This window comes from Lentzea jiangxiensis (genome assembly GCF_900104175.1).
GTDB lineage: Bacteria > Actinomycetota > Actinomycetes > Mycobacteriales > Pseudonocardiaceae > Lentzea > Lentzea jiangxiensis.
The window spans coordinates 128,999-151,387 of sequence record NZ_FNIX01000004.1 but is presented as its reverse complement, the minus strand read 5'-3'; the positions used below and the strand labels follow the sequence as shown (position 1 = coordinate 151,387).

The window sequence follows — 22,389 nt, the reverse complement described above, 5'->3', positions numbered from 1 at the left end:
CACTCAGCATCCGGTTTTTCACCCCACCGGAGCCTGCTGGCTCGACTTAGGTCGAGGTCAAGGGCACCATGACCAGCATGACGCGGTTTCTGCGCAGCGAGCAGACGATGGCGTTTCCACACGGACGGCTCATCGCCTCACGCGACGGGGTGAACTACGTGCTGGCCCCGGACGGCTGGGACCACCTGGCCGGCCCGCGCCCCGGGCACGCGGTGCTCGTCTCCCGCGAGGACGCCGAGGACTGGTGCGAACGCGAGGGCTGGGACCCGCACCTGCTCGACGAGGTGCCGGCTACGACCTCTTGAAGGTGAGCAGGCCCACCAGCCCGTAGGCGACGGCCGCGAGCAACGCCTCGGCGTGGTGCCGGTTGGAGAACCACCCGAGGACGGGCTCGTGCACCTCGAGGTAGAGCCCGAGCCCCAGCAGGACGGGCCCGAGCAGGATGATCGGCCACACCGGCCGCACCCCGAAGATCCACAGCACCGGACCCGCCAGCACCAGCGACGACACCAGCGCGAGCGGCAACCCGATCAGCACGAGCAGCAGGAACGTCGACATCGACGTGCTGTCGAGCCACGACTTGAGGAACCCCGACTCGTACGCCCACGTCCACCCGAGCACCAGCCCGGCGCCCACGGCCATCGACAGGACGACCCGCAGCAGCAGTCGGCGTCCAGCTCTACCCGTCCTGCCCGCGGTGCTCTGCTCCGTCACGCCGTCCACGGTAACCAGCGGTCACCGCGGCGGCCAACGCGTACCCGGCCGCGGCCGGAATCGTGACGATCAGGACGCCGACGGCCTCCGGCGGCTGGACGAGCGTCCCCCCGAGGGTCAGCCCGCCGGCCAGGCACAGCACGAACGAGCCCACCGGGCCCAGGACGGCGGTCGGCCAGAAGGGCCTCCACCGGGCGAGCCTCAGCAGCGTCCAAGCCAACAACGCCCCCACCACCGCCGCCGTGGCCACCCTCATGACTGAATGATGACGACTCGTGCGGGTGCGCCTCATCACGCAGAACTACGCAGCAGGTGCCCCGTCCGGTCTTCGTCGCCCCAGCTGCCCGCGGTAGCCGGCGGTCGCCTTGGCAGCCAGGCCATGTCCGACCGCGCCCGCGAACGGGACGACGACGGGCAAGGCCCACCACCGCAGCAGCACCAGCAGCACCAGGACGAGGGCGAAAGCGAGGGCCGCCATGATCGCCACTCCGGCCAGGGCCACCGGCCAGGCAGGCCGTACCCGCGCGAGCCACAGGAGCCCCCACGCCGCCACTCCCCAGAGGACCACCAGCACCGGGACGTACAAGAGCGGCCTGGAGACGCTGCACGCGAACGGGCCGTAGCTGCACGGGAGTTCCAAGGCCGCCATGAGCGAGAAGTACCAGCCGGCTCCGCACGCCGCCCCCACCACCGCGGCCGCGATCACCTTCATACCGCAGATCATGACGACGCGGACCGGACCCCACCAGCGGCTGAACGGCTGGTGACCGCATCGGCCGGCGCTGACGTGAAGTCGGGACCAGCGCCGCCCGTGTCAGCGCCGCCCGTGTCAGCGCCGCGGCCGCCCCGCCGCCGAAGCGGCGACCGCGTAGGCCACGCCGGGCACGACCACCGCCGCGGCCAGGAGGAACTGGACCCCTTCCGCCTGGTACAGGTTCAGTTGGGTGGACTCGAACCACACGACGCCCACGATCAGCACGGCCCACAACACGTTGCCGATGCCGGTCACGAGCCACCCGCGTTCCTGCCGGGCCAGCCGGAACCCCGCCCAGATCAGCACCCCGGCGACCACCATCCAGAGCGCGAAGACCGGCGGGTAGAACACGGGGAGCGGGACGCCGCAGCCGGTGCGGCCGGGCCGGAGGTGGCAGTAGCGGGTGAAGCCCTCGAGCGTCAGCGCGAACCCCGCGCCGGCGAGGACTCCCGCACCCGCCCCCACCGCAGTGCGCAGCAACATGAGCCCAGGACTACCGGGCCGGGCACCGGACCGGGCCGATCTTCACGCACCCTCCACAACACCTTCACCGCGAGGCGTCGTGAGCAGGGCGATCAACGCGTACAGCGCGGCGAACACCGCGAAGGCCACCGGGGTCATCCCCAGGAGCAGCACCATCGCCACCACGGCCATGAGGGTCGCGGGCACGGCCACCAGCCAGGCCCGCGACACCTTCCACGCACGCAGGGCGAAACCGCCCACGACCGCTCCGGCCACCGCGAACACCGGTGCCGCGATCACGAACGCCTGGAGGCAGCCCCAGTCGTCCTTCGAGCAGACGACACCCGAGACGAGGAGCTCGAACATTCCCCACCAGGCCAGGCCGAGGAGTGCACCCACTCCGGCAGCCAGCGCGACACGACGTCCCACGGCGTCAGCTTCTCACTCAGCGGTTCGACCGCACGCCCAGTAAAACGTCCTCCCACGAAGGGACGATGGGGTGGTTCTTCTTCCCCCGCTTCGGAGGAGGGTCCTTGCGGACCGGCTTCTCCGCGACGGGCTCCTGCTCGTTCTCCACCGGCGGTGCGGGAGGGACGGGAACGGGCTCGGGCGCCTTCTCCTGGACCGGCTTCTCCGCGACCACCGGGGTGGCCACGGGTGCCGTCGCCTGGGCGGGAACCGGCACGGGTGCCAGCTCGTCCACGAGGGGCATGGACACGGGGAGGACCGGAGTCGCCTCCAGGGCCTGCCGCGCCAGCTGCGTCACCGGTCGCACCGTGCGCAGCGTCCGGTTCGGGTTCGGGTCCATCAGGTCGACGGCCGCGTCGTCGAGCGCCGTGACCGTGCCGCCCTGCGCACCGGGGTGGAACGCCCAGTGCGCGCGGTTGTCCGAACGCCCGGTCGTCCAGTGCAGCTGGACGATCCAGCGGCCGTCGTCGCCCTTCCACGAGTCCCACCTGGTGTCGGACAGGTCGTGGCCGCGCAGGCCGAACGAGTGCGCGACGACCTCGCCGAGCGTCTGCACGTCCGGTCCGTCCTCACGGACCGGGTGCGCGCGCTGGGCCATGTCGGCCGTGCGCGAGCGCTCCAGCAGGACGGGGTAGGCGAAGCGCTCGATGCGGTTCGCCGGCATGCCCGCGGCAGCCGCGACCTGCTCGATCGACTCGCCGGCGCGGATGCGCGCCTGGATCTCGCGCGGCCGCATCTGGGCCTCGCCGGACTCGATCTGCATCTGGCCGAGGCGCGCGAGATCACCGCGCAGGGCCGCCCGAAGACGCTCGTCCGCGGGGAGCGTGAAGCGCTCGCCGCGGTTTTCGGGGTCCTCGAGGATGACGGACTTGCCGTCCTCGTCGAGCCCGATGACTCGCAGCGCTCGCATCGTGGCCTCCCTGAATCGCACCTCGCCAGCAGACAACGTTAGGACAACGAGTCGACCAGCAGTGGGAGACTCGCCGATATCTGTACGTGATCTTGCCAGTTCACGAGGGTTGCCGCACGCCGGTTTCCGGGAGGTTCACCTGGACCACCAGGCCTCCTCCCCCGTTCGGACGAGCTTTCGCCGAGCCCCCGTGAGCCCGCGCCACGGACTGCACGATCGACAGCCCGAGGCCCGATCCGGCGGTCCCCGTCCGGTCGCGCAGACGTCGAAAGGGCTCGAACAACCCGGGTACTGCCTGGGCAGGCACGGTGGAGCCGGTGTTGGCGACGGTGAGTTCCCGATCAAGCTCGACGGTCACGGACCCGCCCGGCACGTTGTAGAGGACGGCGTTGCGCAACAGGTTGCCGACGAGCTGGGCGAGTAAGACCGGGTCGCCGTCGACCAGATACCTGCGAGTGCGCACGGCAAACGTGACGTTTTTCTCGGCGGCAAGTGCCGCGCAGGACTCGATTTCGTCGTCGACGACCTCGTCCAGCCACACGAGCTCACGCGTCGCGAGGCCGCGGTCACTGCGAGCGAGCAGCAGCAGCCCGTCGATGAGCTTCTCGCTCCGTTCGTTCGTGTCGAGCAGATGCGCTCCGAGACGCCGCATGTCGTCGTTCGCGTCCGGAGCCGCCAGCGCCACCTCGATCAACGTCCGCTGCACGGCCAGCGGCGTTCGCAGCTCGTGCGAGGCGTTCGCGACGAACCGCTTCTGGCTGTCGAACGACGACGCGAGCCGGTCGAGCATGCCGTCGAAGGTGTCCGCGAGCTCCTTGAGCTCGTCCGGCGGCCCGTCCAGCTCTATGCGCCGGTCCAGGCGTTCCGCTTCCAGCCGGTGCGCGGTCGTGGTGATCGCGTGCAGGGGCGCCAGCACGCGCCCGGCGACGACCCAGCCGAGCCACACCGCGATCACCGCGGCCACCAGCAACGCGATGACCGACTGCCACAGGACGGTGTTCATCGTGTTCGCCGCGAAGTCGGCGCCGCTCACCACCAGGGTGTCGGCGGGCAGCTGGGAGGCCTCGACGGGCGCGAAACCGGGGTGGGCCGTCCCCACGTCGGGGGGCAGGGCCCGCGAGACGGCGATGCCCTCCACCGGCATCCACTCGGCGAGCAGCCAGTAGTTGAGCCCGATCAGCGCGACGCCCGCGATCAGGAACACCCCGGCGTACCAGGCCGTCAGCCTGGTCCGCAGCTTCACGAGCCGAACCGGTAGCCGGCGCCGGGCACGGTCTGGATGACCTGCGGAGCGCCCAGCTTGCGGCGCAGCGTCATCACCGCCACCCGCACGGCGTTGGTGAACGGGTCCGCGTGCTCGTCCCAGGCCTTCTCCAGCAGCTCCTCGGGGCTCACGACGTTGCCCTCCGCCCGCATCAGCACCTCCAGCACGGCGAACTCCTTCGGGGAGAGCGGCAGGAACGTCCCGTCCCGCGACGCCTGGTGGCGCGGCAGGTCGAGCGTCACGCCCGCCCGCACCAGCACCGGCGGCAACGCGGGACGGGCCCGGCGGCCCAGCGCCTGCACGCGCGCCACGAGCTCGGCGAACGCGAACGGCTTCGTCAGGTAGTCGTCGGCGCCGAGGCCGAGCCCCGCGACCCGGTCGTCCACCTCGGCCGCCGCCGTCAGCATCAGCACCCGCGCCTCACCGCCGGTCGCGTGCACCGCCTTGCACACCTCGTCACCGTGGACGAGCGGCAGGTCGCGGTCGAGCACCACGACGTCGTACGCGTGCACCCCCACGCGCTCCAACGCCGCCTCACCGTCGTAGCAGACGTCGACCGCCATCGAGAACCTGCGCAGCCCCTCGGCGATCGTGTCCGCGAGCAGCTGTTCGTCCTCGACCACCAGCACACGCATGGCGCCTATTTTCCGCGCGGAGGGCATAAGCGGCGGATAAGGCCTTTCGCTTAACGCCGCCGAATGAGCGCCTCCGTAGACCTGTCACCATGAAATCCACCATCGCAGTGCTGCTCGGCCTGCTGCTGGCGCTCACCGCCTGCGGGTCGGAGGACCAGCCGGCCGACGCGAAGAAGGACGAGAAGGGCGACTCGGTCCAGTTCGCCAAGTGCATGCGGGAGAACGGCATCGACATGCCGGACCCGGAGTCGAGCGACGCAGGCGTCGGCATCGCGATCGGCGGCGAGGGAGGCCTGGACCCCGAGAAGATGAAGACCGCGCACGAGGCGTGCAAGAAGTTCCTGCCCAACGGAGGCGAGTTCAAGCCGCCGTCGCCCGAGGACCAGGACAAGATCCGCAAGCAGGCGAAGTGCATGCGGGACAAGGGCCACAGCTGGCCGGAGCCGAAGTTCGAGGGTGGCCCGGCCGAGCCGGGGGAGCCGATCGAGCTGCCCGACATGGAGGACGAGAAGGTCAAGCAGGACATGAAGGAGTGCGGCCTCGGGGACGGCGGCATGATCGCGACGAGGCCCATCGGATGAAGCGCCGCGTGAACCGCAAGGTCGTCATCGCCGCCCTCGTCGCCGCCGTCGTGCTCGGCACCGGTGGGGTCGTGGTGCTGACCAGGGTCGCGTCCAACCAGGCCAACGCCGCGCCGCTGCAGAACGCCCCCGCGAAGACCGCCCAGGTGCAGAGGACCGACCTCGCCGACCAGCAGTCGGTGACCGGCCAGCTCGGCTTCGGCGCGGAACGAGCGCTGGCCAGCCGGAAAGGCGGCACCGTCACGGGCCTGCCGAAGCAGGGCGACGTCATCGAGCAGGGCAAACCGGTGTTCCACGCGGACGCCGAACCGGTGCCGCTGTTCTACGGCCAGATGCCGCTCTACCGCGACCTCGAACAGGGCGTGCCGAACGGACCCGACGTCAAGGTGGTGGAGGACAACCTCGCCGCACTGGGGTTCCAGGACTTCGGCACCCCCGACGAGAAGTTCACCTACTACACGGCCACCGCGCTGAAGAAGTGGCAGAAGGCCAACGGCCTCGAGCAAACCGGGAAGCTCGCCGCCGGCGACGTCGTCGTCCAACCCGGGGCGATCCGCGTCGCGTCCCTGACCGGCCAGCTCGGCGCACCCGCCGGCGGCGACCTGATGAAGGTCACCGGCACCGAGCGCGCGGTCACCGTCGAGCTGGAGCAGTCCAAGCAGCGCCTCGCCAAGCAGGGCGAGAAGGTCGAGCTGTCGATCACCGGCGGCAAGCCCGCCACCGGCACCATCACCGGCGTCAACCGCACCACGGGCGACCCGAACCAGGGCTCCAAGCCGAAGATCGTCCTCACGATCTCCGTCGACGACCCCAAGGCCGCGGACGGCCTGGACACCGCCAACGTCACGGCGCTCTTCACCGTGGCGAAGAAGCAGAACGTCCTGGCTGTGCCGATCGGCGCGCTGCTCGCGTTGAACGAGGGCGGCTACGCCGTCGTCACCGACGACGGCAAGACCGTCCCGGTCACCGTCGGCATCTTCGCCAAGGGCCAGGTCGAGGTGCAGGGCGAAGGCCTGCGCGAAGGCATGAGGGTGGTGACCACCGAGTGATCACCGTCGACCACGCGAGCAGGACGTACCCCGGCGGTGTGCAGGCGTTGCGCGACGTCTCCCTGACCGTCGGGGGCGGGGAGATGCTCGCGATCGTGGGGCCGTCCGGCTCCGGCAAGTCGACGCTGCTGCACCTGATGGGCACGCTCGACAAGCCCACCGCCGGTCGCGTCGAGATCGACGGCCACGACGTGTCCTCGCTGTCGGACAACGCCTTGTCGGCGCTGCGGGCGCGCACGATCGGCTTCGTGTTCCAGCAGTTCTTCCTCACCGAGGGCCTGTCCGCGATCGAGAACGTGGCCGCCGGGCTCGTCTACGCCGGCGTGCCGCGGTCGAAGAGGCGGTCGATGGCGATGTCCGCCCTGGACAGGGTCGGCCTGATCCACCGCGCACTGCACAAGCCGCACGAGCTCTCCGGCGGTGAACGCCAGCGGGTCGCGATCGCGCGGGCCGTGGTGAACACACCGGGCATCCTGCTGGCCGACGAACCGACCGGGAACCTGGACACGAAGAACGGCGCGGGTGTGCTGGAGCTGTTGGAGAGCCTCAACTCGGACGGAACGACGATCGTGATGATCACGCACGACCGGGACATCGCGGCCTGGGCGCCGCGCCGCGTCGAGGTGCGGGACGGGGTGATCGTTTGACTTCGCTGCGAACCGGGCCTCGCGGCCTCGGATTCCACCGACCTGTTACCGGGAACGCCATGAGTGGTCGGACGCGGGCTTCCACGAGGAGGGCGCTGTGATCGACCTCCTCCGGCTCGGGTTCTTCGGCATGCGAACCCGCCCCGTCCGCGCCGTGCTGTCGGCCCTGGGCATCGCGATCGGCATCGCCGCGGTGGTCGCCGTGGTCGGCATCCCGGCCTCCAGCGCGGCCGCGTTGCGGGAGAAGATGTCCAAACTGGGCACCAACCTCCTCACCGCCGCTCCCGGCCAGGACTTCTTCGGCCAGGACGCGAAGCTGCCGGAGACCGCGGTGCCGATGGCCAAGCGGATCGGCGCGGTGTCGTCCGCCAGCGCCACCGGCAAGATCTCCGCGAGCGTCCGCAAGAACGACCTGGTGCCGTCGAGCGACACGCTCGGGCTGCAGGTGCAGGCGGCGGAGCAGGACCTGCTGAAGGTGCTGAACGCCGAGGTCCGCGCGGGCCGGTGGCTGTCGCCGGGGGAGAAGTCGGTGGTGCTCGGGGGCACCGCGGCCACGCGCCTGGGCGTCGACGAGCCGGGTGGGCAGCTGTGGATCGACGGGCAGTGGTTCACCGTCGTCGGCATCCTCGGGCCGCTGCCGCTCTCGTCGGAGATCGACAGGTCCGCGCTGGTCGGCTGGGAGGCGGCGAAGGAGGCGTTCGGGTTCGAGGGCAACGCGAACACGGTCTACGTGCGCACGTCGCCCGACCAGGTGGACAACGTCCGCACCCTGCTCGGCCCGACGCTGAACCCGCAGAAGTCCAACGAGGTCAAGGTTTCCCGGCCGTCGGAGGCTCTCGAAGCCCAGCAACTGGCCGAGAGCTCCTACAACGCGCTCTTCCTGGGACTGGGCGGAGTCGCGTTGCTGGTGGGTGGCGTCGGCGTGGCGAACACGATGGTGATCTCGGTGCTGGAGCGCCGCAGGGAGATCGGACTGCGGCGGGCGCTCGGGGCGACCCGCCGGCAGGTCCGGTGGCAGTTCCTCACCGAGTCGGTGCTGCTGTCAGGCCTCGGCGGGCTGGTCGGCGTGATCGTGGGCATCGCGGTCACGGCCGGGTACTCGATCAGCCAGCGGTGGCCCGCGGCACTGCCGTGGCCCGCCCTGCTCGGGGGAGTGGGGTCGGCGGTCCTCATCGGCGCCATCGCCGGCGTCTACCCAGCGGTGCGGGCGGCACGGCAGTCGCCCACGGAAGCACTCGCCTGAAAAGCTCTGGGGCGCACCGAAGAGTCGTTCGGTGCGCCCCAGGTCGCTGCTTTCGTCAGAGCTGGCCGACGACCCAGTCGATCGCCTGCGTCAGGATCGTGACGTCGTTCGGCTCGATGGCCGGGAACATCGCGACGCGCAGCTGGTTCTTGCCGAGCTTGCGGTACGGCTCGACGTCCACGACGCCGTTGGCGCGCAACACCTTCGCGACAGTGGCGGCGTCCACGTCGTCGGAGAAGTTGATCGTGCCGACGACCTGCGAGCGGTCAGCGGCCTTCTCCACGTACGGCGTGGTGTACGCGGTCTTCTCGGCCCACGAGTAGAGGCGGTCGCTCGAGTCCTTCGTGCGCGCGACCGACCAGTCGAGGCCACCGTTGCCGTTGATCCAGTCGATCTGGTGCGCCAGCAGGAAGAGCGTGGCGACCGACGGCGTGTTGTACGTCTGGTCCTTCGTGGAGTTGTCGAGCGCCGTCGGCAGCGACAGGAACTCCGGCACCCAGCGGTCCTTGAGCTCCTCGACGCGCTCCAGGGCCTTCGGCGACATCAACGCCAGCCACAGGCCACCGTCGCTGGCGAACGACTTCTGCGGCGCGAAGTAGTAGACGTCGAAGTCCTCGGCCTCGACCGGCAGACCACCCGCGCCGGACGTGGCGTCGATGGCGATCAGCGCCTGCTCGGACCCCTCGATGCGCGTGACGGGCATCGCGACACCGGTCGAGGTCTCGTTCTGCGCCCACCCGACCAGGTCGGCGCCCTCGGCGTAGAAGAGCTCGGGCGCGGTGCCCGGCTCGGCCTTGGTGACGAGCGAGTCCTTCAGGAACGGCGCGGTCTGCGTGACCTTCGCGAACTTGGAGGAGAACTCACCGTTGGTGAAGTGCTGAGCGGTCTCGCGAACCAGCCCGAAGGACGCCGCGTCCCAGAACGCCGTGGTGCCACCGTTGCCGAGCACGACCTCGTAGCCGTCGGGGAGCTGGAACAGCTCGCGCAGGCCGGAGCGCACGCGGCCGACGAGGTTCTTGACGGGCTTTTGCCGGTGGGACGTGCCGAGCAGCGCCGCACCTTCGGAGGCGAGGGCCTGCACGGCCTCGGGACGCACCTTGGACGGTCCGCAGCCGAAGCGGCCGTCGGACGGCTTGAGCTCGGCGGGAAGCACCAACGAGGTCGGATCGGCGGTCTGGGTCATGTGGTCACGCCTCCGGGGCGATTGACGAGCTTCAGGGACCTGACCGGCGCCGTTGCCGGAGTTCACAGTGTTGCAGGCCGGTGGCCGGGAGGTGACAACCGGGTGTCCTGGGTCACTTCACCACGGCGCGGCTGAGCCGCGCTCCTGTGCGGCTCAACCCACAAGCGTTTCAGCGTCGCTGCGCGGCAACAAATTGGCTTGAAGTTGTTGATCTCTGTTATCTTTTCGCGGTCAAAATCCCAAAACGGTTGCGGAGGGTGTTCGTGTCGAGGTTGTGCGCAGTTCTCGGTGGCAACGGTGGCACCACTGACCAGGACGAATAGCCGGAACTCATCATCACTGCGGTGACGTGCGGCGTTTCTCCTTCAACTGCAAGCGCACCCCGGCACGGTGGCGGATCGGCAGATCGGAAAGTCGGCACACGACTACTTCGCGACCGCTGTCGTCCATCTTTCTGTGCAGGTCGAACCCGGTGAAGTCCGCCGTGTTCCCAATGGGTTCCACGTAAATTTCGCAACCCTTCGGCAGGACGATTCGATAGGTTGCGCGGCTCATTGGCTGCCAGAACTGGAGTGCGAACTCATCAGGGTTGTTCTCGAGCAGCGGGGCGCACATCTTCGGCCAGAACAGGTCAACGCTGAACGACACCTCGGAGTTCAGTGCCGGTGCTGTGTGGAGATGGACGATCAACGCCATCGACCCGTCTCGGGGCCAGGACACCGTAGTGCGCAACGTGGTTCCCGACGAACCGTCGACGAGCACGTTGCGCACGGTGACCTGGATCCGGTTTCGGTAACGCCGCGGCTGCGGCCAGCCGCAGCCGAACCTCAGCCGGACGAACCGGAAGTCTTCGTGCGTCGCTTTGAGCTTGACGTTGAGCTTCACGTGCGTGTCACCGCGCTCGCCGATGACGGCCGTCTTGTCCCAGTCGACAACCTGGTAGGACGGCCTCATCTTGTCGAGGAGCGCGCAGTACTGCGACACCAGGTCCTTGTGCACTTCGAGCTCCCGGCGTTCGGAGCGGCGGCGGGTCAGCAGGGCGATCCCGGCGACGGTGATCACGAGGAACGCGGTGACGAGGCCGCCCGCCTTCACCGCTGTGCTGCCGAGAACCGCACCGATCAGCACGGCGAACGACATCAGGCCGACGGCGGCCTTGGCCACCGCCGTCGAACCGTGTCCGCGGAGAAATTCCTCCAGGAAGAGAATCAGCTCCCGCAGCATCCGCCCCCCGACTGGTGTTGGGAACAGTGGAGGTGACTGCCCGTGAGAGTCGATTGACCAGATTGTGGAGTTGTTCTTCAGTTCGCCGGGGAGCGGCACTCGAATGGCCGTGCCGGGCGCGAGCCATTTCACCGGAGTGCAGCAACCCGCCGCGTCAGGGCGTCACTGCAGCATGCCCCGATCCATCGCCGTGGTCACCGCCGCCGTCCGGTCCGACACACCCAGCTTGTTGAACACCCGCAGCAGGTGGGTCTTCACCGTCGCCTCCGAGATGAACAGCGCCCGCCCGATCTCGACGTTGGACAACCCCTTCGCGACCAGCCTCAACACCTCGGCCTCCCGAGCCGACAGCGGCGGCGTCCGCACCTGACCCACGACCTTCGCCACCATCGACGGAGCGAGCACGGTCTCGCCGCGCGCGGCGGCCCGGATGGCCGCGATCAGGTCCTCGGTCGTCGAGTCCTTCAAGAGATATCCGGACGCACCGGCCTCCACCGCGCGAAGGATGTCCGAATCGGTCTCGTACGTCGTCAGCACCAGCACCCGCGGCCCGGTTCCGACGATCCGAGCGGTCGCGGCCACACCGTCCATTTCGGGCATCCGCAGGTCCATCAGCACGACGTCCGGCTTCAAAGCGGCCGCCGAGGAGATCGCCTCCTGCCCGGACCCGGCGTCGCCGACCACCTCCAGGTCGTCGGCGACGAGCATCCCCCGCAGGCCCTGACGCACCACCGGGTGGTCGTCCACCAGCAGAATCCTGATCACAGCGGTACCTCCACCAGCACTGACGCCCCCTCGTCCGAGGACAGCGACAGCGTCCCACCCACCTGTTCGAGCCGGGCGCGCATCCCCCGCAGACCGAAGCCCTCGGGGGCGTCGCCGAAGCCGCGGCCGTCGTCGCGCACCTCCAGGGAGACGCCGTCCTCGTCGAACCTCATCACGACGTCGACCCGCGAGGCGCCGGAGTGGCGGGCGACGTTGGTCAGCGCCTCCTGCACGGTCCGCAGCAACACCACCTCGGCCGAGGTCGCCAGCGGGCGGGCGTCGCCGATCACCCTGAAGGTGGACGGCAGCGCCACGCCGGACACCAGGCGCCGCAACGCGTCCTCCAGCGAAGAACCGTCCAAAGGCGACGGTGAGTTCGACGCGACCAGGGCCCGTGCCTCGCGGAGGTTCTCCCGCGCGGTCCGCAACGCCAGCTCGACGTTCGGTTGCGCGCCCTGCAGCAGCGTGATGATCGACGTGTAGCCCTGCGCCAGCGTGTCGTGGATCTCGGCCGCCCAGCGCGCCCGTTCGGTCTCGAGCGTCAGCGCCTCGATGCGTTCGAGCAGCTCACCGCGTTGCTCGTTCTGCTGCGCTATCCGGCTCACCGCCCAGCCGAACGCCTGGGAGAAGCCGACGATCAGCAGTGCGCCGGGCCACGGCAGCGCGGGGTCGGCGCCGGCCAGCCAGGTCAGCAGCTGCGGGGTGAAGACGAAGACGGCCATGGGGAAGAACGCCCAGGTCACCGGCATCATCATGTAGATCTGCGGCACGAGCCCGAACAGAGCGAACGTGGCGTTGCCGGTCAGCCAGACCGCCGGGGCCCAGAGGGCCAGCGAGCCGGCCGCGTAGACGAGGCCGCGCCGGTCCTCGATGCCGTTCCTCATCAGCTTCAGGCCGTACCCGACGAACCACAGCGAGTTCAGGACGAGCAACCCCACCGCCGACAGCCGGTCGGCGAGGGGGTTGGCGTCCACCAGGATCAGCGCGATGGTGGTGACCTGGGTGAGCCCGAACAGCACGTACCAGGTCGTCAGCGGCTGGTGTTGCTCCACCTGAAGGTCCTGCCGACGAGCACGAGGCCCGCGATGCTCCACGCCCCGAGCACCAGCGCGATCTTGCCCAGCTCCCATGATCCCGCCGCCTCCATGACCGCGTAGCCCTCTTCCAGTGCGAACACCGAGCGGAAACCCTGGCACACCCACTTGAGCGGGAAGAACGAACCCACCGTGCGCAGCGACTCCGGCAGAGCCGACTGCATGATGAACACGCCGCTGAGGAACTGCAGCACGATGTACGGCAGGTTCAGCACGCCGGCGGCGTTGCGGGTGGACTTCGCGATCCCGCTCAGCGCCACACCGACCAGCGAGCAGGCGACGACGCCGAGGGTGAAGACCCAGGCGAACGTCAGCCACTTCTCCGCGCTGGCCGGCAGTTCCAGGTCGAAGCGCAGCACACCGACCGCGACCAGCAGCACGGCCTCGAAGAGGCTCGACACGAAGACCAGGACGATCTTGCCGATGAAGTAGGACGTGAACGGCATCGGCGTGCCGCGCAGGCGTTTGAGCGTGCCGTCCTCGCGGTCTGCCACGACGCTCATGCCCAGCCCGACGAACGACGTCGAGATGATGCCGGCGCCGATCATGCCGGCGGCGAACATCTGCGCGGCGGCGACCTCCTTCACGTACACGGTGCCGAGCAGCAGCATCAGGACCGCGGGCAGCGAGACCGTGAAGATGAGGTTTTCCTTCTGCCGGAAGAACTCCCGCAGTTCGGTCCCACCCCTCGCGAGACCGAGGGCGAGGGTCGAGGGCAGAGCGGCCGCCCCGGACGCGACAGCGGTGGTCATTTGATCAGCTCCAGGTAGACGTCTTCCAGCGACGGGCGGGTGACGGTGAGCTCGGCCAGCTCGCCGTGCCGGGACAGGTCGGCGATGACCTTGGTGGGCTCGTGCGTGAGGACTTCGCGGTAGCCGCCGTCGGACATCCACCGGACGGTGGCGTCGGCGTGCGCGCGGCCGCCGAGCGTCTGCGGTGTGCCCTCGGCGACGATCCGTCCCCCGGCGAGCACGGCCACGCGGTCGGCGAGCGCCTCGGCCTCGTCCAGGTAGTGCGTGGTCAGCAGGATCGTGGTGCCCTCGGCGGCCAGCCGTGTGACGAGCCCCCAGAACTGCCGGCGCGCCTCGGGGTCGAAGCCCGTGGTCGGCTCGTCGAGGAACACGAGCTCGGGGCGGCCGATGATGCCGAGCGCCACGTCGAGGCGTCGCCGCTGCCCGCCGGACAACGTGCCGACCCGCGACTTCGCCTTCTCGGTGAGCCCGACGAGGTCGATGACCTCCTCCGGGTCACGCGGGTCGCCGTAGTACCCGGCGTAGTGGTGCACGGCCTCGCGCACCGTGAGCGTCGCCGCGTCCGTCGCGCTCTGCAGGACGATGCCGAGCTTCGAACGCCACTCCCGGCCGCCCCGGGCCGGGTCGACCCCCAGCACGCTGACCTCGCCCCCGTCGCGGTCGCGGTGTCCCTCCAGGATCTCGACGCTCGTGGTCTTGCCGGCCCCGTTCGGGCCGAGCACGGCGAACACCTCGCCGCGAGCGACGTCGAGATCCACCCCCGCCACCGCCTGGTGGCCCTTGTAGGCCTTCGTCAGGCCCCTCACCCGGATCGCGTTCATGTCGTGAATCCTGCGGTCGCGGACCCCTCTCGCGGGACGACCGCACCGTTGACCCCGGCTGTCAACCGGTCGGTGGACACGCGCTCGTGTTTCGGCCGTGTTTCCACTCCGGGATAGCGCGCTTTCCCGTGCTAGAACGGCGAAGTGCATCTGACGCCGCATGAACGCGACAAGCTCCTCGTGCACGTGGCCGCCGACGTCGCGCGCCGCCGGCTCGAACGCGGCGTGCTGCTCAACTACCCCGAGGCCGTCGCGCTGATCACCGACCACGTGCTGGAGGGCGCGCGGGACGGACGCACGGTCAGCGAGCTGATGGAGAGCGGCCGCACGGTGCTCGCGCCGGAGCAGGTCATGCGGGGCGTGCCGGAGATGATCGACTCGGTGCAGGTGGAGGCGACGTTCCCGGACGGCACGAAGCTCGTCACCGTGCACCACCCGATCGCGCCGTCCGCCGGTCCGGCGCCGGGGGAGGTGGTCGTGGGCTCCGAACCCGTCGAGCTGAACCCCGGACGGCCGCGCGTGACGATGGTCGTCGTGAACGTCGCCGACCGGCCCGTCCAGGTCGGGTCGCACTTCCACTTCGCCTCGGTCAACACGGGGCTGTCCTTCGACCGCGGGGCCGCGTTCGGCTACCGGCTCGACATCCCCGCGGGCACGGCCGTGCGGTTCGAGCCGGGTGTCGAGCGCGAGGTCGCGCTGGTTCCGCTGGCGGGGCTCCGGATCGTCCGGGGGTTGCGGCGATGATCGACCGCGAGCGCTACGCCGACCTGCTGGGGCCGACGACCGGCGACCGGATCCGGCTCGCCGACACCGACCTGTTCATCGAGGTCACCGAGGACCGCTCGCGCGGCGCGGGCTCCGGCGACGAGGTGGTCTTCGGTGGCGGCAAGGTGGTCCGCGAGTCGATGGGCCAGGGCATCGCGACCCGCGCCGAAGGGGCTCCCGACCTGGTCATCACCGGCGCGGTGGTCCTCGACCACTGGGGCGTCGTCAAGGCCGACGTCGGCGTGCGGGACGGGCGGATCGTCGCGATCGGCAAGGCCGGGAACCCGGACACGATGGACGGGGTGCACCCGGACCTGGTGATCGGGCCGTCGACGGAGGTCCTGTCCGGCAACGGGAAGATCCTCACCGCGGGCGGCATCGACTGCCACGTCCACTTCATCTGCCCGCAGATCGTCGACGAGGCGCTCGCGTCCGGGCTCACGACGCTGATCGGCGGCGGTACCGGCCCGGCGGAGGGCACGAAGGCCACGACCGTCACGCCGGGAGCCTGGTACCTCGACCGCATGCTGACGTCGATGGACCACATGCCGGTCAACGTCCTGTTGCTGGGCAAGGGCAACACGGTCTCGACCGAGGGGCTGCGGGAGCAGCTCGCGGGCGGCGCGGGCGGGTTCAAGCTGCACGAGGACTGGGGCACCACGCCCGCCGCGATCGACGCCTGCCTGCGCGTGGCCGACTCCTCGGGCGTGCAGGTCGCGATCCACACGGACACGTTGAACGAGGCGGGCTTCCTGGAGTCCACTGTGGACGCGATCGGCGGCCGGTCGATCAACGCCTACCACTCCGAGGGTGCCGGCGGCGGGCACGCGCCGGACATCATCCGGGTCGTCTCGCTGCCCAACGTGCTGCCGTCGTCGACGAACCCGACCCGCCCGCACACCGTCAACACGCTCGAGGAACACCTCGACATGCTGATGGTCTGCCACCACCTCAACCCGTCCGTGCCGGAGGACCTGGCGTTCGCGGAGTCGCGGATCAGGCCGACCACGATCGCGGCCGAGGACCTGCTGCACGACCTGGGCGCGATCTCGATGATCTCGTCCGACTCGCAGGCGATGGGCCGCGTCGGCGAGGTGGTCATCCGGACCTGGCAGACCGCGCACGTGATGTCGTCGCGCCGGTCGCTGGACGAGAACCTGCGGGCGCGGAGGTACGTCGCCAAGTACACGATCAACCCCGCGCTGGCGCACGGGATCGCGGACGAGGTCGGGTCCGTGGAGGTCGGCAAGCTCGCCGACCTCGTGCTGTGGGAGCCCAAGTTCTTCGGCGTGCGGCCGTCGGTGGTGCTCAAGGGCGGCTTCATCGCCTGGGGCGCGATGGGGGACGCGAACGCCTCGATCCCGACGCCCCAACCGGTCTGGGCACGGCCGATGTTCGGTGCCACGGCCGGTGCGGCCTCGTCGGTGTTCTTCGTGGCACCGGAGGCCGTCGAGGCCGGGATCGCGGACCGGTACGCGCGGCGGGTCCTGCCGGTGTCGTCGACGCGGTCGGTCACCAAGGCGGACATGGTGCTCAACGACGCGATGCCGGACGTCCGCGTCGATCCGGACAGCTTCGCCGTGCACGTCGACGGATCACTGGTCGAGCCGTCGCCGGTGGCGGAGCTGCCGATGGCCCAACGGTATTTCCTGTTCTGATGCTGACCGCGCTGATCCTCGCCGACTCCCGCTTCCCCGGCGGAGGCCACGTGCACTCCGGCGGCTTGGAGGAGGCCGCCGTGCGCGGGCTGGTGCACGACGAACCGTCGCTGCGGTCCTTCCTGCACGGCCGGCTGCTGGGTGCGGGGCTGCTGGCGGCGGGGTTCGCGGCCGCGGCGGCGCGGGGGGAGGACCTGGCCGGGCTGGACGCGGAACTGGACGCCCGCACCCCTTCGCCCGCCCAGCGGGAGGCGTCACGGGCGCAGGGGCGCGGGATGCTGCGGGCCGCTCGCCGGGCCTGGCCCTCCGAGCGGCTGGACGCGTTGCCGCGCGACCCGCACCAGCCGCTGGTGATCGGCGTGCTGGTCGGCGAGCCGTTCGAAGCCGCTCTGACGTGCGCCTACCTGGCGGTGAGCGGGCCCGCGTCGGCGGCGGTGCGGCTGCTGGGGCTCGATCCGTTCGGGGTGAACGCGATCGTGGCCGCGCTGCCCGTGCAGGACGTCGCTGCGCGGGCCTGCAAGGAACTGCCCGCGCTGGGGTCGCCTGCTCTGGATCTTCTGGCCGAAGCACATGCACGACGAGAAGGGGTGCGTCTCTTTGGGAGCTGACCACGGGCCCGACCCGCACAACCACCACCACGGAGCCGCGCCGCGCATCGGCATCGGCGGCCCGGTCGGCAGCGGCAAGACCGCGCTGACCGCGGCGCTGTGCCGCGCGCTGGGCTCGCAACTGGAGCTGGCGGTCGTCACCAACGACATCTACACGACCGAGGACGCGGACTTCCTGCGTCGCGCCGGCGTGCTCGACCCGTCTCGCATCGAGGCCGTGCAGACGGGCTGCTGCCCGCACACCGCGATCCGCGACGACATCACCGCGAACCTGGACGCCGTGGAGCGCCTGGAGCACCGGTTCGCCAAGCTGGACCTGGTGATCATCGAGAGCGGCGGCGACAACCTGACCGCGGTGTTCTCGCGCGGCCTGGTGGACCGGCAGATCTTCGTCGTCGACGTGGCGGGCGGCGACAAGGTGCCGCGCAAGGGCGGCCCCGGCGTCACGACCGCGGACCTGCTGGTCATCAACAAGACCGACCTCGCCCCGTTCGTCGGCGCGGACATGGACGTCATGATCTCCGACGCGCACCGGATGCGCGGGGAGCTGCCCGTCATCGCGCAGTCGCTCGTCGAGACACCGGACGCGCCCGAGGTCGCGAAGTGGGTGCTGGCCCAGCTGTGAAGGCTTCGGCACGGCTGGTCGTCACGCTGGACTCGCACGGCAACAGCGTCGTGCGGGTCCTCCGGTCCATGACACCGTTGACATTGGTGCCGCACCGCCGCGTGGGCCCGGTGGCGCTGGTGCACCTGGTCTCCTCGGTGACGGCACCGCTGGGCGGCGATTCGTTGTCCCTGACCGTCGAAGTCGGTCCAGGGGCCTCGCTGGAGCTTCGAGGTGTTGCGGCGACGCTGTTGCTGCCCGGGACGTCCGGTGCGGCGTCTTCGTCCTCGGTGCGCTTCCTGATCGGGGGAACGTTGTCGTACCGGCCGGAGCCGACGGTCGTGGCGGCCCGCGCGCATCACACCGCAGTGGTGGAGGCCGAATTGGACAGTCACGCAGAGTTGCGAACTCGCGAGGTCCTGGTGCTCGGCCGAGCCGGCGAACCCGCCGGCTCGCTGTCCACGTCGATGCGCGCAACCCGGTGCGGAAAGCCGTTGGTGCACCAGCAGCTCGTCATCGGCGACTCCCTTGCCGACTCATCGCCCGCCGGCCTCGCGGGCAAGCGCGTGATCGGCACCGACCTGCTCCTGGACACGAAGGCGCGCGCCGCGGGCGGCGGAGAGTGGTGGAGCGTCGTTCCGTTGGCAGCAGGCGGAACCCTCGCCACCGCACTGGGTGAAGACGTGGTCACCGTCACACGGGTGCTCGATTCCATCTGACTCGATCACGGTCTCGATCCAGAACTGTTCTTTGCACGGACAGTCACCGTTCGGGTGGTGGTCATCACCACGCAGGCGGTTTCGGGATCCGTTCGCCGTGCGTATGGTCGCGGGTCCAGGGACCACGAGTTCTGCCCGCCGCTTGGAGGTTCGCCGATGACGGAGACCACGAACATCGCGCTACCGGCGATGCGCGTGTCCTACGAGCAGGGCTCGCTCAGCGAGTCGGAGCTTGCCGCCACCTGGCACGAACAGCTCCAGCTGTGGCTCGACCAGGCCACGGGAGCCGGCCTGCCGGAGCCCAACGCGATGGTGCTCGCCACCACCGACACCAAGGGCCGCCCGTCGTCGCGCACGGTGCTGGCCAAGGGCCTCGACGCCCGCGGACTCGTGTTCTTCACGAACTACACGTCCAACAAGTCGCACGACCTGATGGCCACCCGCTACGCCTCGGCCACGTTCCCGTGGTTCGCGATGCAGCGGCAGGCCCACGTGCGCGGCACCGTCGAGAAGGTCGGCCCGGTGGAGACCGCCGAGTACTGGAACTCGCGCCCGCGCGGCTCCCAGATCGGCGCCTGGGCCTCGCCGCAGTCCCGAGTGGTCACCGGCAGGTCCACTTTGGATTCCGCGCTGCACAAGATCGAGCGCCAGTTCGCGGACACCGAGACGATCCCGGTGCCGCCGCACTGGGGCGGGTGGCGGATCCGGCCCGAAGAGGTCGAGTTCTGGCAGGGACGGCGGGACCGGATGCACGACCGCCTGCGGTTCCGGCTGGGGCGGGACGGGTGGCAGTTGGAGCGGGTCGCTCCGTAGGTTTGACTGGAGCTTTTGCGATGGGGCGCTTCCTGTGGGCGGGAGGCGCCCCTTGTGCTTGTCGCGGCCGGGTGGGGCCGGCGGGTGTGGTGCGGGTCGGCTTGGGGTGGCCGTTTCCTGTCCCCTCCGGGGTGGGTCACCCCTGCTGGTGATGCCACCTCTGCGGGTGAGTCGCGCTGAGCTCCGCATCGCGCGTGGTTGCGCCATCATCCCTGGTCAGAGCCGTATGGTTCGGCAGGTTCGGCAGGTTCGGCTTCGCCATCGCGGTCGGCGGTCAGGTGGCCCGCCTTCGGCTTCGCGTCGGAACTGTCAGACCCGCTGAGTACGTTCGGTCGCGGGGGACCCGAACTCAAAGGGGACCTCTGCGTCAGCGTGCGCCGCCGCAGCCGCAGCCGCAGCCACCGCCAGCCGCCAGCCGCCAGCCACTGCCCGTGCCCGAACCGCACCGCCGAGCACCCGGCCCCGTCACGCAGACCCACCACCGCGGCCACCACCGCGGCCCATCCCCCCGCCGCGCCGCTCCAGCCGTGCCCGGCGCCACCCCTCAGGAACCTGACCCGGCCCCCGGGCGTCCTTCGGGTGGCGCGAATGTCCGATCCCAGCTTCGGCATACTGGGATTTCAGCAACAGCTAGCTACGAGGTGCGATTTCACGTGTGCGGAGTGCTCGGACTCATCTGTTCCACCGAAGCCGCCGCGGCCTCGGCGCGCGGCTCCGTGGCCGCAGCACTGCGCTGCCAGCGGCACCGCGGTCCCGACGAGCAGGACACGTGGGCCGATGCCGAGGTCGTCTACGGGTTCAACCGGCTCGGCTTCATCGACCTGGAGCACTCCCACCAGCCGTTGGTGTGGGGGCCGCCGGAGAACCCGACGCGGTACACGCTGAACTTCAACGGCGAGATCTACAACTACAAGGAGCTGCGGGCCGAGCTGGCCATGCACTTCGGCGCGCACTTCAAGACCAAGGGCGACGGTGAGGCCATCGTCGTCGGGTACCACTACCTCGGGGCCGACTGGGTCAAGCGGCTGCGCGGGATGTTCGCGTTCATGATCTGGGACGCGCAGGAGCGCGTGGTGTTCGGGGCGCGGGACCCGTTCGGGATCAAGCCGCTGTACTGGGCGAGCGGTCCCGGTGGGGTGGCGTTCTCGTCGGAGAAGAAGAGCCTGCTGCAGCTGACCGGTGTGCTCGGGATCAGCCAGGAGCTGGACCAGACGGCCTTGCAGCACTACCTGGTGCTGCAGTACGTGCCGGAGCCCGAGTCGCTGCACAAGGCGATCCGGCGGGTGGAGTCCGGCACGTCGTTCAAGGTCAGCCCGGGCGGGCAGGTGCTGTTCAACCGGTACTTCAAGCCCGTGTTCTCGCCGCGGCCGGTGAACGGGGCGCACGAGGCCGAGGCGCTGCACGAGCGCATCGCCGAGGTCATGCGCGACTCGGTGGCCAAGCACATGATCTCCGACCCGGACGTCACGGTCGGGGCGTTCCTGTCGGGTGGCATCGACTCGACGGCCACGGCGACGCTGGCCAAGTTGCACAACCCGAACCTCATCGCGTTCACCAGCGGTTTCGACCGCCAGGGGTACTCGGAGGTGGACGTCGCCGCGGAGACCGCGGCGGCCATCGGGGTGCGGCACGTCGTGAGGACCGTGTCGCCCGAAGAGATGATGGAAGAGCTGCCGCTGATCCTCTGGTACCTCGACGACCCGGTGGCGGATCCGGCGTTGGTGCCGTTGTACTTCATCGCCAAAGAGGCGCGTAAGTACGTGAAGGCGGTCCTCTCGGGCGAAGGCGCGGACGAGCTGTTCGGCGGCTACGTGATCTACCACGAGCCGCTGTCGCTGGCGCCGTTCGAGAAGGTGCCGGGCGGCGTGCGCAAGCTGATGGGCGCGGTGTCGAAGTCCATTCCGGAGGGTGTGCGCGGCAAGGACCTGCTGCGGCGCGGTTCGCTCAAGCTGGAGGAGCGCTACTACGGCAACGCGCGCAACTTCAGCGACGCGCAGGTGCGGGCGGTGTTCCCCGGCTACCGGGAGGGCATCGGCTTCCAGGACGTCACGGCGCCCTGGTACCGCGAGTCGGAGGACTGGGACCCGGTCGCGCGCATGCAGCACATCGACCTCTTCACGTGGCTGCGCGGCGACATCCTCGTCAAGGCCGACAAGGTGACGATGGCCAACTCCATCGAGCTGCGGGTGCCGTTCCTCGACCCCGAGGTCTTCAAGATCGCGGCCGAGGTGCCGCTCGACCAGAAGCTCACCGAGGGCACGACCAAGTACGCGCTGCGCAAGGCGCTGGCGAAGATCATCCCGGCGCACGTGCTGAACCGGCCGAAGCTCGGCTTCCCGGTGCCGATCCGGCACTGGCTGCGCGCCGAGATGTACGACTGGGCGCGCGGGATCGTCAACGACTCGCAGACCGGCCACCTGCTCGACAAGAACGCGGTGCTCGACCTGCTCGCCGAGCACAGGTCGGAGCAGTTCGACCGCAGCCGGCAGCTGTGGAGCCTGCTGTGCTTCATGATCTGGCACGGGATCTTCGTCGAGGGCCGGATCAGCCCGAAGGTGCCGGAGCCGGTGTACCCGGTGCGCCTCTAGCCGAGTGGTCTTGGTGACATCCCCACGTGAAGCAGTTGTTAGTTGTCATAGGCTAACGATGTGGCCAC

The 22,389-nt window shown here is 69.9% G+C and carries 26 protein-coding genes; 12 read left to right on the top strand and 14 right to left on the bottom strand.

Annotated elements, in window-relative coordinates:
- Positions 1 to 77: 77 nt before the first annotated feature.
- A complete protein-coding gene (locus BLQ91_RS14680) occupies positions 78 to 305 on the top strand; it encodes a hypothetical protein (RefSeq protein WP_245733425.1) in 228 nt (75 codons plus the stop codon).
- On the opposite strand, the gene BLQ91_RS14675 is transcribed toward BLQ91_RS14680, so the two are convergent.
- From BLQ91_RS14675 to BLQ91_RS14640, 8 genes are all read right to left on the bottom strand, one after another.
- Positions 292 to 714, bottom strand: coding sequence for a hypothetical protein (locus tag BLQ91_RS14675; RefSeq protein WP_090097390.1), 423 nt, complete (start codon positions 712 to 714; stop codon positions 292 to 294). The two genes, BLQ91_RS14680 and BLQ91_RS14675, sit on opposite strands and share 14 nt — an antisense overlap.
- Positions 680 to 970, bottom strand: a complete 291-nt coding sequence (locus BLQ91_RS14670) for a hypothetical protein (RefSeq protein ID WP_090097389.1) — start codon at positions 968 to 970, stop codon at positions 680 to 682. Before BLQ91_RS14670 ends, BLQ91_RS14675 begins: the two co-directional genes overlap by 35 nt.
- A gap of 45 nt (positions 971 to 1,015) precedes the next feature.
- Positions 1,016 to 1,426 (bottom strand): hypothetical protein, encoded by a 411-nt coding sequence (locus BLQ91_RS14665; RefSeq protein ID WP_143022654.1) that lies wholly within the window; start codon positions 1,424 to 1,426, stop codon positions 1,016 to 1,018.
- A gap of 117 nt (positions 1,427 to 1,543) precedes the next feature.
- Positions 1,544 to 1,951: a hypothetical protein gene (locus BLQ91_RS14660; protein WP_090097387.1), complete on the bottom strand. Its 408-nt coding sequence runs from the start codon at positions 1,949 to 1,951 to the stop codon at positions 1,544 to 1,546.
- 42 nt (positions 1,952 to 1,993) lie between these two features.
- Positions 1,994 to 2,359 (bottom strand): hypothetical protein, encoded by a 366-nt coding sequence (locus tag BLQ91_RS14655; protein WP_143022653.1) that lies wholly within the window; start codon positions 2,357 to 2,359, stop codon positions 1,994 to 1,996.
- Between the two features lie 16 nt (positions 2,360 to 2,375).
- Positions 2,376 to 3,308 (bottom strand): septation protein SepH, encoded by a 933-nt coding sequence (gene sepH / locus BLQ91_RS14650; RefSeq protein ID WP_090097739.1) that lies wholly within the window; start codon positions 3,306 to 3,308, stop codon positions 2,376 to 2,378.
- 100 nt (positions 3,309 to 3,408) lie between these two features.
- Positions 3,409 to 4,551 (bottom strand): sensor histidine kinase, encoded by a 1,143-nt coding sequence (locus BLQ91_RS14645; RefSeq protein WP_090097385.1) that lies wholly within the window; start codon positions 4,549 to 4,551, stop codon positions 3,409 to 3,411.
- Positions 4,548 to 5,207 (bottom strand): response regulator transcription factor, encoded by a 660-nt coding sequence (locus tag BLQ91_RS14640; RefSeq protein WP_090097384.1) that lies wholly within the window; start codon positions 5,205 to 5,207, stop codon positions 4,548 to 4,550. The genes BLQ91_RS14645 and BLQ91_RS14640 overlap by 4 nt, the downstream gene beginning before the upstream one ends.
- A gap of 89 nt (positions 5,208 to 5,296) precedes the next feature.
- On the opposite strand from BLQ91_RS14640, the gene BLQ91_RS14635 reads away from it, so the two are divergent.
- The 4 genes from BLQ91_RS14635 (at position 5,297) to BLQ91_RS14620 (ending at position 8,727) form a co-directional block, all read left to right on the top strand.
- Positions 5,297 to 5,788 carry a hypothetical protein gene (locus tag BLQ91_RS14635; RefSeq protein ID WP_143022652.1) on the top strand — a complete coding sequence of 164 codons (492 nt, stop codon included), beginning with the start codon at positions 5,297 to 5,299 and terminating at the stop codon, positions 5,786 to 5,788.
- Positions 5,785 to 6,837, top strand: a complete 1,053-nt coding sequence (locus tag BLQ91_RS14630; protein WP_090097383.1) for a peptidoglycan-binding protein — start codon at positions 5,785 to 5,787, stop codon at positions 6,835 to 6,837. The genes BLQ91_RS14635 and BLQ91_RS14630 overlap by 4 nt, the downstream gene beginning before the upstream one ends.
- A complete protein-coding gene (locus BLQ91_RS14625) occupies positions 6,834 to 7,484 on the top strand; it encodes an ABC transporter ATP-binding protein (protein WP_090097382.1) in 651 nt (216 codons plus the stop codon). Before BLQ91_RS14630 ends, BLQ91_RS14625 begins: the two co-directional genes overlap by 4 nt.
- 130 nt (positions 7,485 to 7,614) lie before the next feature.
- Positions 7,615 to 8,727, top strand: coding sequence for an ABC transporter permease (locus BLQ91_RS14620; protein ID WP_090097737.1), 1,113 nt, complete (start codon positions 7,615 to 7,617; stop codon positions 8,725 to 8,727).
- A gap of 55 nt (positions 8,728 to 8,782) precedes the next feature.
- Here BLQ91_RS14620 and serC read toward each other — a convergent pair whose 3' ends face one another.
- The 6 genes from serC to BLQ91_RS14590 form a co-directional block, all read right to left on the bottom strand.
- Positions 8,783 to 9,910: a phosphoserine transaminase gene (gene serC, locus BLQ91_RS14615; protein WP_090097381.1), complete on the bottom strand. Its 1,128-nt coding sequence runs from the start codon at positions 9,908 to 9,910 to the stop codon at positions 8,783 to 8,785.
- 336 nt (positions 9,911 to 10,246) lie between these two features.
- On the bottom strand, positions 10,247 to 11,134 hold the full coding sequence (locus tag BLQ91_RS14610; RefSeq protein WP_090097380.1) for a hypothetical protein: 888 nt from the start codon (positions 11,132 to 11,134) through the stop codon (positions 10,247 to 10,249).
- Positions 11,135 to 11,296: 162 nt separating this feature from the next.
- On the bottom strand, positions 11,297 to 11,899 hold the full coding sequence (locus tag BLQ91_RS14605; protein ID WP_090097379.1) for a response regulator transcription factor: 603 nt from the start codon (positions 11,897 to 11,899) through the stop codon (positions 11,297 to 11,299).
- Positions 11,896 to 12,951 (bottom strand): sensor histidine kinase, encoded by a 1,056-nt coding sequence (locus tag BLQ91_RS14600; protein WP_176959751.1) that lies wholly within the window; start codon positions 12,949 to 12,951, stop codon positions 11,896 to 11,898. The genes BLQ91_RS14605 and BLQ91_RS14600 overlap by 4 nt, the downstream gene beginning before the upstream one ends.
- Positions 12,930 to 13,745, bottom strand: coding sequence for an ABC transporter permease (locus BLQ91_RS14595; protein ID WP_090097377.1), 816 nt, complete (start codon positions 13,743 to 13,745; stop codon positions 12,930 to 12,932). Before BLQ91_RS14595 ends, BLQ91_RS14600 begins: the two co-directional genes overlap by 22 nt.
- Positions 13,742 to 14,566 carry an ABC transporter ATP-binding protein gene (locus BLQ91_RS14590; protein ID WP_090097376.1) on the bottom strand — a complete coding sequence of 275 codons (825 nt, stop codon included), beginning with the start codon at positions 14,564 to 14,566 and terminating at the stop codon, positions 13,742 to 13,744. The genes BLQ91_RS14595 and BLQ91_RS14590 overlap by 4 nt, the downstream gene beginning before the upstream one ends.
- Before the next feature lie 144 nt (positions 14,567 to 14,710).
- On the opposite strand from BLQ91_RS14590, the gene BLQ91_RS14585 reads away from it, so the two are divergent.
- From BLQ91_RS14585 to asnB, 7 genes are all read left to right on the top strand, one after another.
- Positions 14,711 to 15,310, top strand: a complete 600-nt coding sequence (locus BLQ91_RS14585; protein WP_090097375.1) for an urease subunit gamma — start codon at positions 14,711 to 14,713, stop codon at positions 15,308 to 15,310.
- Entirely contained in the window at positions 15,307 to 16,989 is a 1,683-nt protein-coding gene (locus BLQ91_RS14580) for an urease subunit alpha (RefSeq protein ID WP_090097374.1), read from the top strand. Before BLQ91_RS14585 ends, BLQ91_RS14580 begins: the two co-directional genes overlap by 4 nt.
- Positions 16,989 to 17,597: an urease accessory protein UreF gene (locus BLQ91_RS14575; protein ID WP_425412480.1), complete on the top strand. Its 609-nt coding sequence runs from the start codon at positions 16,989 to 16,991 to the stop codon at positions 17,595 to 17,597. Before BLQ91_RS14580 ends, BLQ91_RS14575 begins: the two co-directional genes overlap by 1 nt.
- Positions 17,560 to 18,222, top strand: a complete 663-nt coding sequence (gene ureG, locus BLQ91_RS14570; protein WP_090097373.1) for an urease accessory protein UreG — start codon at positions 17,560 to 17,562, stop codon at positions 18,220 to 18,222. Before BLQ91_RS14575 ends, ureG begins: the two co-directional genes overlap by 38 nt.
- Positions 18,219 to 18,920, top strand: a complete 702-nt coding sequence (locus tag BLQ91_RS14565; protein ID WP_218130278.1) for an urease accessory protein UreD — start codon at positions 18,219 to 18,221, stop codon at positions 18,918 to 18,920. Before ureG ends, BLQ91_RS14565 begins: the two co-directional genes overlap by 4 nt.
- Before the next feature lie 156 nt (positions 18,921 to 19,076).
- Positions 19,077 to 19,733 (top strand): pyridoxamine 5'-phosphate oxidase, encoded by a 657-nt coding sequence (gene pdxH, locus BLQ91_RS14560; RefSeq protein WP_090097372.1) that lies wholly within the window; start codon positions 19,077 to 19,079, stop codon positions 19,731 to 19,733.
- Positions 19,734 to 20,386: 653 nt separating this feature from the next.
- Complete coding sequence (gene asnB, locus BLQ91_RS14555) at positions 20,387 to 22,321, top strand: asparagine synthase (glutamine-hydrolyzing) (RefSeq protein ID WP_090097371.1); 1,935 nt, start codon at positions 20,387 to 20,389, stop codon at positions 22,319 to 22,321.
- The last annotated feature ends 68 nt before the right edge of the window (positions 22,322 to 22,389 follow it).